Below are 13,529 nucleotides of genomic sequence, written 5' to 3'. Positions count from 1 at the left end.
ATACCGACATGAATACGAACCCGACCCTGGCCGAGCGCCAAACGAACACCGTTCATCCTGCCGTCGCCGCCGAGGCCGCGCGCCGGCCCGCGATCACGCCGGCCGTCGACATCGTCGAAAACGATCGCGGCGTCACGCTGCGGGCCGACCTGCCCGGCGTGCCGCGCGAGAACCTCGACGTGAAGGTGTACGACAACACGCTGACGATCGAAGCCGGCACGCACATCGATACGCCGGAAGACCTGCGCGTGCGACACGCCGAAGTTCGCTCGACACGCTATGCACGCACGTTCGTGCTGAGTCCCGACCTCGACACGTCGCGGATCGACGCGAACCTGCGCGACGGCGTGCTGACGCTGACGATTCCGCGCCGCGAGGAAACAAGGCCGCGCCGCATCGACGTGACGGCCGGCAACGCGTAAGTGTTGACACGTGTCCTAACGCGACGCACATGAAAAATCCCCGCCCGGCGCGATGCCGGGCGGGGATTTTTTGCATTGTGCCGCGCGCGTTCAGACACGCGGGCTACAGATTCAATCGAAATCGAACAGGTCGAACACCGACTTCTTGCGACGCTGCCCGTCGTGCCGGTAACGCTCGTCGTGCACGCGGCCGTCGCGCCCCCAGCCATCGTCGCGGCCGCGCTGCGCCGGCGCCGTGTGCTGCGTCGGTGCGGCGTCGCGGCGGGCCGGCGCATCGCCGGTCTCGCTGGCGATCAGCTTATCGAGCTCGCCGCGATCGAGCCACACGCCGCGGCACGTCGGACAGTAGTCGATCTCGATCGACTGGCGCTCGGCCATCAGCAGGTCGGGCGTCTTGCAGACAGGGCATTTCATCGCGTTTCTCCTTTCGGTGCGAATTTCATCTGGATTCCGTACGAGGCACGCGAGCCGGCTCAGTCGCGTTCCACTTGCGCCGCGCGCTTCGCCTTCGCGCGCCGTGCCAGCATGTTCATGCCCTCGACGAATGCCGAGAACGCCATGGCCGCGTAGATGTAACCCTTCGGCACGTGCGAGCCGAAACCTTCGGCGATCAGCGTCATGCCGATCACGACCAGGAACGACAGCGCCAGCATCACGATGGTCGGGTTGCGGTCGATGAAGCGTGCGAGCGGCTGCGCAGCGAACAGCATCACGGTCACCGCGACGATCACGGCGACGAACATGATCGGGATGTGCTCGGTCATGCCGATCGCGGTCACGATGCTGTCGATCGAGAACACGATGTCGAGCATCACGATCTGGCCGATCGCTGCCCACACCGTCAGGCCGGCCGCGCCGCCGGCCCCGCCCTCGCCGCCGCCGTCGTGCGACACGTGGTGATGGATCTCGGTGGTCGCCTTCCACACGAGGAACAGGCCGCCGGACAGCAGGATCATGTCGCGCCACGAGAACGCATGGTCGAACAGCGTGAACACGGGTTCGGTGAGGCTCGCGATCCACGCGACGCTGCCGAGCAGCGCAAGGCGCATCACCAGCGCGAGCGCGATGCCGAGGCGCTGCGTGCGGGCGCGCTGCGCTTCAGGCAGCTTGTTGCTGAGGATCGAGATGAAGATCAGGTTGTCGATGCCGAGCACGACTTCCATCACGACGAGCGTCAGGAGCGCAGCCCAGACGGCGGGGTCGACGGCAAGCGTCAGCAGGTAGTCCATGGAGTGGGCCGATACGAAAGTGGAAAGCCTGATGATAGGCCGCCCCGAACTTCGAAAAAATCAGAGAGAATCTGATTTTAGGTTCGGTTTTTACGATATATCGATCCGATGCTCAATTTTCGACATCTGTACTATTTTTGGGTCGTCGTGAAGGAAGGCGGCTTCGCGCGCGCGGCCGGCCGGCTCGACATGGCCGTGCAGACGATCAGCGCGCAGGTGCGCGAGCTGGAGAAATCGCTCGGGCACCAATTACTGCGCCCGGCCGGGCGCGGCGTCACGATGACGGACGCGGGCCAGGCCGCGTTTGCGCGTGCGGAGGCCATCTTCGAGATGGGGCGGCTGATTCCCGACGAAGTGCGCGCGGCAGCCAGCCGGCCGACCGTGCGGCTCGCGGTCGGGCTCGCGGACGGCATCTCCAAGCTCGCCGCGCACGCGATCCTGGCTCCCGTGCTCGACACGCCCACGCTGCGGCTGTTGTGCCACGAGGGCGAACACGATGCGCTGCTCGCGGAACTCGCGCTGCATCATCTCGATCTCGTGCTCGCCGGCCAGGGTGCGCCGTCGGGGTCGAACCTACGCGTGACGAGCGAGCGGCTCGTCGCGTCGCCGGTCGACTGGTACGGCCCCGCGGCGCTCGTCACGCCGGCCGCGCGGCAGCACTTTCCGCAGTGCCTGGCCGACCTGCCCGTGCTGCTGCCGACCGCGCATTCGGCGCTGCGCGCCCGACTCGACCTGTGGCTGGAAGGCGAACGGATCGTGCCGCGCGTGGCCGGCGAATTCGAGGACAGCGCGCTGATGGCCGTGTTCGCGGCGCGCGGCCTCGGCGTGTTTCCGCTGAGCGAACTGGGCGCGAACGATGCGTCGCTGCTGCGCGGATTGCGGCGGCTCGGGCGCGCGGGCGACGTGACCGAGGAGATCCACGCGATCCGCTCGCGGCGCGGCGAACATCACCCGCTGACGTCGCAATTGCTGGCCGCGGCGCGCGTTGCGCCGGCCGACTGAAGCGAGCGCGACATCAAACGAAACTATAATGGCGCCCCGGCCTTACGAGATGTGCACGCGCATCATCGCGGGCACCGCCATTGCGCGACCTCTCGCCAAGCCTTCTGAAAGACGCCATGCACAACCGACTTCGCCTGTTTTCCGTTTCGTGCGCGCTCGCGGCCGCGGCCGTGCTGGCGGCGTGCTCGTCGCCGCCCAAGCCGATCTACCAGCAGGAACAGTTCGACGCGACCAGCAGCCCGTATGCGCATACGTTCCACTCGAAATCCGACGCGGCCTGCGAGGCCGCGCGGCGCGCGCTGCTGAGCCAGGGCTATGTGGTGTCGTCGTCGCGCAACGACGCGGTCGACGGCAGCAAGAATTTCCAGCCGAGCAACGACATGCACGTCGTGATCGAATTTCACGTCGTGTGCGCGGATGCGAATGCCGACGGCACGTCGAGCATCGCGTACGTGAACGCGGTGCAGGACCGCTACACGCTGAAGAAGTCGAATACGTCGGCCAGCGTCGGCTTGAGCGTGTTCGGCTCGCTGTCGCTGCCGATCGGGTCGAGCGACGATGCGCTCGTCAAGACCGCGAGCGAGACGATTCCGGCCGGCGTGTTCTACGAGCGCTTCTTCAATCTCGTCGACCATTTCCTGAAGATCGACCCGGCGCGCCGCGATCGCGCCACCGTGAAGGCTGCCGAGAAGGAGCCCGTCGCGCCGCTGCCCGAACCCGCGCCGACGCCGCAAGGCGAACCGATGAAGATGACGACGCCGGTCGTGCCGACGCCGCCCGCGGCGCCGGTCCCGCTTTCCGTGCCGGGCGTGGCGCCCGAATCAGGTGCGAATGCCGTGCCGGCCGCGGCGTCGGCTGTCGCTGTACCGGCTGCAATGCGTGCTGTCGCACCGGCAGCGGCGTCCGGTTCGCAGTCGGCGGCTTCACCGGTTGCAGCTTCCGGGTCCGCGCCTGCTTCTGCTTCCGCACCTGCATCGGCTTCCAGCCCGACGGCGGCGCCTGCCGCCGCGGCATCGACGCCTGCCGTTTCGGCACCGACCGCTGCCAAGCCGGCCTCGTCCGTGCCCGCGCCTGCGTCCGCAACCTCCGCACCCGCCTCGGCGTCTGCCCCGTCGGGCACATCGCCCGCGCCTGCCGCCGCCAACCCGGTCGCATCGTCGGCACCGTCCGGCGCGAGCGCTCCGGCCGCGAACTGACCGGCTCCGCCGTCCCGTATCGTCGCGTCCGGCCGCACGCGGTGCAGCGCGACGATACGCGCTCCCTGCGCACCATTCTCCAACGCGATTTCCGCACTTCCGGCCGGGCCGCGCGATGCCGACGGCGCAATCACGCCGACGCAACGCGACATACCCTGCGCAGCCGATGCCCGCGGCCGCCGCAACCCGAGCGTTACTGACCGCCCGCGCTTTCCCGACCGCCCTGCTCGCTTGCGCGGCGTTTTACCGCAACGTCGCGCGCAGCGTCTGCAGATGCTCGACGGACGCCGTCACGCCACCGCAGACGATCACCGCGATGTCCGACGCCTTCTCGAGCACGGGCACCGGCAGCTCGAGCGCGGCCAGCGCGGCGCCGCATGCGGGTTCGACGACGATCCCGTGTTCGTCGAGAAACCGCAGCGATGCGGCCACCGCGTCCGCATCGGACACGACGACGGGATGGATCTCGTGCCGTGTCGCCCATTCGACCGCCGCATCGCACGGCCGCTTCGCGCCGAGCGACGTCGCGATGCTCGCGATCGCGGCCAGTTCGACCGGGCGCCCCTGCGCAAGCGACCGCGCATAGCAGTCGGCGCCGTCCGTTTCGGCCGCGACGACCGGCACGTCGTGCCAGCCGTTGCGCGCCAGCCCTTCGAGCACGCCGCACAGCAGCCCGCCGCCGCCGACCGCGACCACAACCGCAGCGGGCTTCGGTCCGGCCGCCGCCATCTCGTCGATCATCGTCGCGTGGCCCTGCCACAGCACGGGATCGTCGAACGGATGGACGAACGCGTCGTGCTCGCCGAGCGCCGACTGCGCAAACGCGTTCGCCTCGGCCCAGCTCGCGCCATGCACGACCACTTCCGCGCCTTCGACGCGAATCCGTTCGCGCGCACGGGCGGACGCGCTTTCCGGCACGACGACGAGCACCGGCACGCCGAGTTCGCGGCCGCAATACGCGACCGCGATACCCGCGTTACCGCCCGACGACGACACGAACCGCCGCGCGCCGGCCGCGTGCCGCGCTTCGCACACGGCACCGATGCCGCGCAGCTTGAACGAGCCCGACGGCTGCAGCGCATCGAGCTTCAGCCGGATGGTCCGGCCGAGCCGGCGGGACACGATTTGCGAGCGGATATAAGGGGTCGGGATATGAAGCGGCATGGGACGGGGCGCAGTGGGAACGGACGAAGCGCACGCGACTCGCGAGCAAGCGCGTGCGGCAATGACGATCATCGTACGGTAGGCCAGTCATGCTTTCCAATACCATCCAATAGCGTTTGCTATGCTTGTCAGGTATATCGACAAACCGGAGCGAACACCGCATGCGCCAGATCGAACTGCGTCACTTGCGCTACTTCGTGGCCGTCGCGCAAGCCGGCAGCGTGATGGCCGGCGCCCGCGCGGCCGGCATCGTCCAGCCCGCGCTGTCGCGGCAGATCCGCGAACTCGAGGACGCGATCGGCACGCCGCTGCTGGTCCGCCGCGCGACGGGCGTCACGCTCACGGCCGCCGGCGCGAGCTTCCTGAAGGACGCGACCGGCCTGCTCGCGACGCTGCAGGACAGCCGCGAACGCGCGTTGCGCAGCGCGGCCGGCCAGCTCGGCGAACTGCGGCTGGGCGCGCTGCCGAACTGCCTGCCGCTACCGATCGTCGCGAACGTGCTCAAGGCGTTTCGCGACGCGTGCCCGGACGTGAAGCTGTCGATCGCGCCGATGCTGTCTGCCGAACAGGCGAGCGCGCTGATGCGCGGCCAGCTCGACGCCGGGATCATGGCGTGGCGTCGCGACGAGGCGCCGCACCTGTCGGGCGTGCGGCTGCTGAGCGACCGCTTCGTGCTCGCGATGCCCGCGCCGCCGGGCGGGCGCTTCGAGGCGCCGCGCACGCTGGCCGACGTCGCGGGCGAACCGTTCGTCTGGTTCGATGCGCAGCGCTCGGCCGCGCACCACCGGTTCCTGATGGCGCAGTGCCAACAAGCCGGCTTCACGCCGCGCATTGCGCAGGTCGGCAGCGACATCCCGACGCTGATCGGCCTCGTCGCGGCGGGGATGGGCTGCGCGTTCGTGCCGGAAAGCGCGTCGCCGACCTGCCCGCACACGGTCCGGCTCGTCGCGCTCGACGAGCTGGCGAGCCGCTTCGATATCGAATTCGTGTTCGACGGCGCGGCGGCGGCACCGTCGCCGATCGTCGCGCGGTTTCTCGCGGCCGTGCGCGACGCGGCCGGCGAGACGGGTTGATCGTGAGCCATGAGCCGAATGCCGGATCCGCCCGGCTTCGGGTCGGGCAAGCCTGCCGTGCTGACAAAAAATCTTGCAAAAGCCCGACGACCCATACCGCGGCACCGGAATATTCAAATTGACACCAAAAACGGTCGTTTAACGCCCATTCGAATTGCCACGGGCCGAAATATACTGCGCCCGCATCCAACCCTCGTGCCAAAGAGAGGATGCGTTTCCGCCCCGGTCACGGTCCCCCTGTGGTCGGGGCTTTTTTGCTTTGGTGCCTTGCCTGAAAAGGGTTTCCGGCCGTCGCGCGATTCCGGCTCCAGGTGATGGAAAGCGCCGGGGCGACGGGCCCGGGCCGCCTGGCGGCACGTCGCCGGGGCAACGTCCGGCGTGCCATGCCGGATGGTCCTTCACCGGCCGGAAACCGCCTCCGAATCGCAACCGCGTGGCCGACGGATCCGGCGCCCGCATTACCAATGCCTTTCACAAAAGACACCGTCGCTCGCCAACCGCGCCGGCACAACGCCCACGGGCCTCTCGAGCGCACGGCTCACCGTCCGCATTGTTGACATGAAATCAAGATAATTTCGTCCGCGCGCGGCTTTTTCCGCAAAAGTAATGCAGGCACACTTCGCCCTGTCCGCAACGGTCCCGTGCCGTTGCCCCTCGACTACAGGAGCCCATCGCGTGAACGCCACGACATCTTCTCCTTCCCGCCCGGGCGGCAGCGCCGCGCTGCCGCTGCTGGCGCTCGCCGCCGGTGCGTTCGGCATCGGCACGACCGAATTCTCGCCGATGGGCTTGCTGCCCGTGATCGCCGACGGCGTGCACGTGTCGATTCCGCAGGCCGGCATGCTGATCAGCGCGTATGCGATCGGCGTGATGGTCGGCGCGCCGCTGATGACGCTGCTGCTCGCACGCTGGTCGCGCCGCTCGGCGCTGATCGCGCTGATGTCGATCTTCACGATCGGCAACCTGCTGTCGGCCGTCGCGCCGGGCTACACGACGCTGCTGCTCGCCCGCCTCGTGACGAGCCTCAACCACGGCGCGTTCTTCGGGCTCGGCTCGGTGGTCGCGGCCAGCCTCGTGCCGCGCGAGAAGCAGGCGAGCGCGGTGGCGACGATGTTCATGGGCCTCACGATCGCGAACGTCGGCGGCGTGCCGGCCGCGACCTGGCTCGGCCAGATCATCGGCTGGCGCATGTCGTTCGCGGCAACCGCGGGCCTCGGCCTGATCGCGATCGCCGGCCTGTTCGCCGCGCTGCCGAAGGGCGAAGCCGGCGAGATGCCCAACCTGCGTGCCGAACTCTCGGTGCTGACGCGCCCTGTCGTGCTCGGCGCGCTCGCGACGACGGTGCTCGGCGCCGGCGCGATGTTCACGCTCTACACCTATGTCGCGCCGACGCTCGCACACGTGACCGGCGCGACGCCCGGCTTCGTGACCGCGATGCTCGTGCTGATCGGCGTCGGCTTCTCGATCGGCAACATCGCGGGCGGCCGCCTCGCCGACCGTTCGCTCGACGGCACGCTGATCGGCTTCCTGCTGTTGCTGATCGCGACGATGGCTGCGTTCCCGCTGCTCGCCAGCACGCATGTCGGCGCCGCCGTCACGCTGCTCGTCTGGGGTGTCGCGACGTTCGCGGTCGTACCGCCGCTGCAGATGCGCGTGATGCGCGCCGCCCATGAAGCGCCGGGCCTCGCGTCCGCCGTCAACATCGGTGCGTTCAACCTCGGCAATGCAGTGGGCGCGGCTGCCGGCGGTGCGGCGCTCTCGGCCGGGTTCGGCTACGCGGCGGTGCCGCTCGTCGGCGGGCTGATCGCCGCGGCCGGACTTGCGCTCGTCATGCTGCAGGTCACGCAGCGCCGCCGCTCGCCGGCCGCCGCGAACTCGTAAGCGCGGGCAAGGCCCGGACTGCGGGGGCCCGTTCCGCACGCATTTTTACGGCCGCGCAATGCGGCCGCTTTTATTTTCAGCACTTAGTCGAGATTCTCCGCTTTTCAATCCGGAGAAATCCCGAAGCCTTCCTTTTATGGCGCCATTCAAATCGGATCGATTCACAAGCAAAAAAATCGATTCGATCCATTCGAATGATTCGCATCCAGTTCTTCGCTTCAGCACTGAGATTAATTCTCAATCCAGCGACAGTCGACACCGCGCGCTGCGTCGGTCGAAAAGCGTGCCGCCTTGTCCGACCTGCACGTCCGATTCCATGTCGCGAAAAAAGCTTTCATCCAGCGGGACAAGAATAAAATCAAAAAGCGCAATATTCTCCAGATTCATTCAATTAATAATCCATTAATTGTAACAAAATGAAACTGACCAGATTTTAAGATTGAAAGACTCATCGATTCGTATCAGCATTTACTACGCCGTGGCATGCGGAACGCGGCATAAATCCAACGAAAAACCGCTCGATGAGGGGATCAGTGTGAAAGTCGCCATCGCATCCACGACATTGTCGCTCGCGCTGTCAATCGGCCTTTCGACACCCACCGCCGACGCAGCCGTCTATACGAACGGCACCGCGACCGCCACCTTCAACGTCACGCTGACCCTGCAGCCGAACTGCACGATCGCCGCGAACCCGCTGGCCTTCGGCACCAACGGCGTACTGGCGACCGCGATCAACCAGCAGACGACCGTCAGCGTCACTTGTACCAACACGACACCGTACAACGTCGGCCTCGATGCCGGTTCGGTCACGGGATCGAGCGTCGCCAGCCGCCTGATGGCCGGCACGTCGACCGGCAACACGACGACGACCATCGACTTCCAGCTGTACCAGGACGCCGGGCGCACGACGATCTGGGGCAACACGCAAGGCACGAACACGGTGGCCGGCACCGGCACTGGCGCCGCGCAGGCGCTGACCGTCTACGGCCAGGTGCCCGCGCAAGCAACGCCGAAGCCGGACACCTATCAGACGACCGTCACCGCAACCGTCTACTTCTGACCGGCGCCGCCTCGCATGACCGCATTACGTCGAACGCTCGCCGCGCTGCTGTGCGCGGCCGGCGCCGCGCACGCCGCGTCGCTGCAGATCTCCCCCGTCACGATCGAATTCGGCACCGACGACACGGCCACCGGCATCACGCTGCGCAATCCGGGCGAGCGGCCCGTCTACGGACAGGTGCGCGTGTTCCGCTGGGACCAGGCCGACGGCCAGGACACGCTGACGCCCACGCAGGATCTCGTCGCGAGCCCGCCGCTGATCGAGGTCGGCACGCAGTCCGAGCAGCTGATCCGCGTCGTCCGCGCCTCGCGTGCGCCGTCCGGTATCGAGCAGAGCTACCGGCTGCTGATCGACGAACTGCCGCCGCCCGGCGAGACACCGACCAACGGCGTGTCGATCCGGCTCCGCTATTCCATTCCGGTATTCGTCGAACCGCCGACCAACGGCGCACCGCAGCTCGACTGGGCGCTCGCGCGCAGCAACGGCGGCTGGGTGCTGCGCGTGCGCAACGGCGGCGCGCGGCGTGCGCAACTGGCGTCGGTCGAGCTCGTGACCGGCGACGGCCATGCGTACCCGCTCACGCGCGGCCTGCTCGGCTATGCGCTCGCCGGCCGCACGGGCCAGTGGAGCGTGCCGCTGCCGGCCGGCGTCACGCTCGGCGGCAAGGTCACGGTCCGGGCGGCCGTCAATTCCCAGCCGGCCAGCGCGGTCGTGGCGGTAGAGCCGCCGGGCTAGATCGCCGGTGCGCCGCCCGGCCTCTTCCCCCTCGCCACGCGCCGGCACGCGCCCGGCCAACGGACGCGGAACGTCGCGACGCACCCGGCGCATCGTGCTCGCGGCCGTCGTGGCGGGCCGCCTGCTCGTGCCCGGCGGCGCTCGCGCGGACGAACCGGCGGCGCTCGTGATGACCGACAGCACCCACGACGTGATCCTCGAAGTCAGCGTCAACGGCGAAAACACGGCGCTGCTCGCGCACTTCCGCGAACGCGACGGCCACCTGTCCGCGAGCGGCGCCGACCTGCGCACGATCGGCGTCGCGACCGACCGGCTCGGCATCGCCGACGCGGCGACGGTCGAGCTCGACTCGCTTCCCGGCCTGCACTACCGCTACGACGCCGCACGCCAGAGCGTCGACCTGGAGATGACCGACGCGCTGCGCCGCCCTTACGCGCTCGACAGCCGCGCATTGCCGGCCACGCAAGCGGCCACCGCGTCGCGCGGGCTCGCGATCAACTACGAGGCCTATGCGCAGATGATCGGCGACCGGCAGTTCTCGCTCTATACCGACGTGCGCTACTTCGATCCGAACGGCGTGTTCAATACCACCGGCACCGCGTATTTCTACAACGGCCAGCGGCGCTACACGCGCTTCGACACGTCGTGGAGCCGCTCGGACCCGGCGCGGCCGAGCACGACGCAGATCGGCGACGCGATCTCGGGATCGCTCGCGTGGACGCGCTCGGTGCGCTTCGGCGGCTTCCAGTGGCGCAGCAACTTCGCACTGCGGCCAGACCTCGTGACGTTCCCGATTCCGTCGCTCGCGGGCTCCGCGGCGGTGCCGTCGGCGGTCGACCTGTACATCAACAACGTGCGGCAGTACACCGGCAACGTGCCGAGCGGCCCGTTCATCATCCACGACGTGCCCGGCATCACCGGCGCCGGCCAGGCGACCGTCATCACGCGCGACGCGCTCGGGCGCACGGTCGCGACGTCGGTGCCGCTGTACGTCGATACGCGCATGCTGTCGGCCGGGTTGTCGAGCTACTCGTTCGAAGCCGGTTTCCTGCGCCGCAACTATGCGCTGCAGTCGTTCGACTACGACGCGCGGCCGGCCGTCAGCGGCTCGGTGCGGCGCGGCGTCAGCGACACGCTGACCGTCGAAGGGCATGCAGAAGCGACCGGCGGCGTGCTCAATGCCGGCGTCGGCGCGCTGATGCGGCTCGGCTATGCCGGCGTCGTGAGCGGCGCAGTCGCGGGGAGCGCCGGCCGCTTTCCCGGCACGCAGGCGAGCGTCGGCTACCAGCTGATCGAACCGCGCTTCTCGATCAACGCACAGACGACCCGCGCATTCGGCCGCTACGGCGACCTGGCGTCGCGCGACGGCGCACCGGTGCCGTCGGCGACCGACCAGGCGACGCTTGCGCTGCCGTTCGTCTACCGCCAGACGCTGTCGCTCAGCTATATCGGCTTCCGGCTGCCGCAGGGCCCGAGTGCGCGGATCGGCACGGTGTCGTACACGCTGAGCTTCGGCGATCTCGCATCGATGAGCGTCAGCGCGTATCGCGATTTCGCGCAGCAGGGTGCGAGCGGCGCGTTCGTGTCGCTGAACATCGGGCTCGGCCGCAACACGTCGATCAACGCGACCGTCGGCCGTCAGCGCGGCCAGTCGAACTACACCGTCGACGCGAGCCGTCCGCCGGACTACGACGGCGGCTGGGGCTGGGGCGTGCAGACCGGCGGCACGAGCGCGGTGCCCTACCGGCAAGCGCAGGTCCGCTATCTCGGCCGTGCGGGTGAGGTCATCGCGGCCGCGCAGAACATCGACCGGCAGACCGGTGCGTCGCTCGACGTCGGCGGCGCGCTCGTGTTCATGGACAGCAGCCTGCAGTTGTCGCGCCGCATCGACGACGGCTTCGCGCTGGTGTCGACCGACGGCGTCGCGGGCATCCCGGTGCTGCACGAGAACCGCGTGATCGGCACGACCGATCACGCGGGGCATCTGCTCGTACCCGACCTGAACGCGTACCAGAACAACCAAGTCGCGATCGACTCGATGAAGCTGCCGGCCGATGCACGGATCGCCCGCACGTCGATGACGATCGTGCCGCAGGCGCGATCGGGCGTCGTCGCGCATTTCGGCGTGTCGCGCTATCGCGCGGCGTCGGTGATCCTGCGCGACGCGGCCGGAAATCCGCTGCCGGCCGGCGCACGCGTGCATCACGCCGAAAGCGGCGCGGACACGATCGTCGGCTACGACGGACTGACGTTCATCGACGGGCTGAAGGACGACAACCATCTCGCGGTCGACTACGGCACCCGGCGTTGCACCGTGGCATTCGCGTTTGCCGCCCCGGGCAACGGCACGCTGCCGACCGTCGGCCCGCTCACCTGCCGGGCGGCGCCATGAGGGTCGCGCTGCTGCTCGTCCTGGCGGTCGTCGCATGGTGCGGCGTGCCGCGTCACGCGCAGGCCGAGACATGCACGGCCACCGCGTCGACGGTGAGCTTCGGCTCGGTCAGCCCGATTTCGCGCGCATCGGTCACAGCGACCGGCACCGTCAGCGTCACGTGCACCTGGTCGGCCGTCACGCTGACACCGAACGTGCTCGTCTGCCTGAATCTCGGCGGCACGAGCCCGCGCAGCCTCGTCAACGGCACCAACGCGATGCAGTACGACCTCTTTCTCGACGGCGGGCATTCGGTCGCGTGGGGCTCCATCTATTCCGGCACGACACCCGCCGCCGTCACGCTCGCCAAACCCGCGCTCGGCACGAGCGCGAGCGCCACGGTCACGATCTACGGACAGATCACGTCGAACCAGCCGACCGTGCCGACGACGGGCAACAGCACCACGACCTACTCGCAGACGTTCGGCGGCAACACGACGTCGCTCAACGCGGGGTTCTACCTGCTCGGCGCGCCGACCTGCGCGTCGTTGACGGCGTCGAACGGCACCTTCCCGTTCACCGCGACGGCGGACGTGACCAACAACTGCAACATCAGCGCGACCAACGTCAACTTCGGCACCGCGAGCGTGCTGTCGGGCACACTCGCGGCAACCGGCTCGATCACCGCACTGTGCACGAACGGCGATGCGTGGCAAATCGCGCTGAACGGCGGCGGTACCGGCAACGTGATGGCACGCGCGATGCAGCGCAGCGGCGGTGGCGGCACAATCAATTACGGGCTGTACACGGATGCCGCACGCTCGATCCCGTGGGGCGACGGCACGGGTGGCAGCTCGACGGCCACGGGCGTCGGCACGGGCACGTCGCAGGTCGTGACCGTGTACGGCGCGGTGCCGGCGCAGACCACACCGGCGCCCGGCAACTACAGCGACACGATCACGGCGACGATCAGTTTCTAGCGGAAATGGCCGGCGCGCGCGGGGCCGCCGTTCAGAACATGACGGTCCATGCGGGCGACGCGCCCGCGCCGACACCGCGCGGCGCCGATCGCGGATCGGGCAGGGGCGCGTGGCTCACCACGAACGGCGTACCGTGCGCACAGCTGACGCTCGGCATGTCGGGGGCGGTGGCCTGTCGAACGGGAGGACCGATCGTGCAGGTTTCCGGAATGGTGAGGCTGACGCGCAGCGAAATCGACGGTTCCGTTGCGACCGCGCCCGCCCCGGCGCCCAGCATCGCGAGCGCGATCGCAGCGCGTCCGATTTGGCCGGCTGTCATCGTGCGGCCCTCCTTCGTGCATCCGTCCATATGCGCGAATTATCGGCGTATGCACGAAAAACTTGAACCCGCACACGCGCGATCCGGCCCCGCCGAA

General features: G+C 68.6%; 14 protein-coding genes. 9 read left to right on the top strand and 5 right to left on the bottom strand.

Going from position 1 to position 13,529, the window contains the following annotated elements; genetic code table 11:
• The first annotated feature begins 8 nt into the window (after positions 1-8).
• The gene (locus AC5LXX_RS06325; protein ID WP_493410840.1) at positions 9-422 is read left to right on the top strand and encodes an Hsp20/alpha crystallin family protein; all 414 of its coding nucleotides are present in this window, start codon (positions 9-11) and stop codon (positions 420-422) included.
• A gap of 111 nt (positions 423-533) precedes the next feature.
• On the opposite strand, the gene AC5LXX_RS06320 is transcribed toward AC5LXX_RS06325, so the two are convergent.
• Positions 534-836, bottom strand: a complete 303-nt coding sequence (locus AC5LXX_RS06320; protein ID WP_493410839.1) for a TFIIB-type zinc ribbon-containing protein — start codon at positions 834-836, stop codon at positions 534-536.
• Positions 837-895: 59 nt separating this feature from the next.
• Positions 896-1,651 (bottom strand): TerC family protein, encoded by a 756-nt coding sequence (locus AC5LXX_RS06315; RefSeq protein ID WP_493410838.1) that lies wholly within the window; start codon positions 1,649-1,651, stop codon positions 896-898.
• A gap of 108 nt (positions 1,652-1,759) precedes the next feature.
• On the opposite strand from AC5LXX_RS06315, the gene AC5LXX_RS06310 reads away from it, so the two are divergent.
• Both AC5LXX_RS06310 and AC5LXX_RS06305 read left to right on the top strand, forming a co-directional pair.
• Positions 1,760-2,653, top strand: a complete 894-nt coding sequence (locus AC5LXX_RS06310; RefSeq protein ID WP_493410837.1) for a LysR family transcriptional regulator — start codon at positions 1,760-1,762, stop codon at positions 2,651-2,653.
• A gap of 116 nt (positions 2,654-2,769) precedes the next feature.
• Positions 2,770-3,849 (top strand): DUF2242 domain-containing protein, encoded by a 1,080-nt coding sequence (locus AC5LXX_RS06305; RefSeq protein ID WP_493410836.1) that lies wholly within the window; start codon positions 2,770-2,772, stop codon positions 3,847-3,849.
• 243 nt (positions 3,850-4,092) lie between these two features.
• On the opposite strand, the gene AC5LXX_RS06300 is transcribed toward AC5LXX_RS06305, so the two are convergent.
• Positions 4,093-5,013 carry a pyridoxal-phosphate dependent enzyme gene (locus AC5LXX_RS06300; protein ID WP_493410835.1) on the bottom strand — a complete coding sequence of 307 codons (921 nt, stop codon included), beginning with the start codon at positions 5,011-5,013 and terminating at the stop codon, positions 4,093-4,095.
• A gap of 161 nt (positions 5,014-5,174) precedes the next feature.
• Here AC5LXX_RS06300 and AC5LXX_RS06295 point away from each other — a divergent pair, with 161 nt between their 5' ends.
• Positions 5,175-6,086, top strand: a complete 912-nt coding sequence (locus AC5LXX_RS06295; protein ID WP_493410834.1) for a LysR family transcriptional regulator — start codon at positions 5,175-5,177, stop codon at positions 6,084-6,086.
• Between the two features lie 675 nt (positions 6,087-6,761).
• Complete coding sequence (locus tag AC5LXX_RS06290; RefSeq protein ID WP_493410833.1) at positions 6,762-7,967, top strand: MFS transporter; 1,206 nt, start codon at positions 6,762-6,764, stop codon at positions 7,965-7,967.
• Positions 7,968-8,204: 237 nt separating this feature from the next.
• Here the strand turns inward: AC5LXX_RS06290 and AC5LXX_RS06285 are convergent, their stop codons facing one another.
• A complete protein-coding gene (locus AC5LXX_RS06285; RefSeq protein WP_493410832.1) occupies positions 8,205-8,354 on the bottom strand; it encodes a hypothetical protein in 150 nt (49 codons plus the stop codon).
• Positions 8,355-8,529: 175 nt separating this feature from the next.
• Between AC5LXX_RS06285 and AC5LXX_RS06280 the strand changes: the two genes are divergently transcribed.
• The 4 genes from AC5LXX_RS06280 (at position 8,530) to AC5LXX_RS06265 (ending at position 13,113) form a co-directional block, all read left to right on the top strand.
• Positions 8,530-9,027: a Csu type fimbrial protein gene (locus AC5LXX_RS06280; protein ID WP_493411093.1), complete on the top strand. Its 498-nt coding sequence runs from the start codon at positions 8,530-8,532 to the stop codon at positions 9,025-9,027.
• Between the two features lie 15 nt (positions 9,028-9,042).
• Positions 9,043-9,762, top strand: a complete 720-nt coding sequence (locus AC5LXX_RS06275) for a fimbrial biogenesis chaperone (RefSeq protein WP_493410831.1) — start codon at positions 9,043-9,045, stop codon at positions 9,760-9,762.
• 94 nt (positions 9,763-9,856) lie between these two features.
• Complete coding sequence (locus AC5LXX_RS06270) at positions 9,857-12,154, top strand: fimbria/pilus outer membrane usher protein (protein WP_493410830.1); 2,298 nt, start codon at positions 9,857-9,859, stop codon at positions 12,152-12,154.
• The gene (locus tag AC5LXX_RS06265) at positions 12,151-13,113 is read left to right on the top strand and encodes a Csu type fimbrial protein (protein WP_493410829.1); all 963 of its coding nucleotides are present in this window, start codon (positions 12,151-12,153) and stop codon (positions 13,111-13,113) included. Before AC5LXX_RS06270 ends, AC5LXX_RS06265 begins: the two co-directional genes overlap by 4 nt.
• A gap of 31 nt (positions 13,114-13,144) precedes the next feature.
• On the opposite strand, the gene AC5LXX_RS06260 is transcribed toward AC5LXX_RS06265, so the two are convergent.
• Positions 13,145-13,462 carry a hypothetical protein gene (locus AC5LXX_RS06260; RefSeq protein WP_493410828.1) on the bottom strand — a complete coding sequence of 106 codons (318 nt, stop codon included), beginning with the start codon at positions 13,460-13,462 and terminating at the stop codon, positions 13,145-13,147.
• Between the last annotated feature and the right edge of the window lie 67 nt (positions 13,463-13,529).

The organism is Burkholderia torrens (assembly GCF_984668525.1).
Note: the sequence above shows the minus strand (reverse complement) of the source record. Positions and strands in the feature narration are given on the sequence as shown.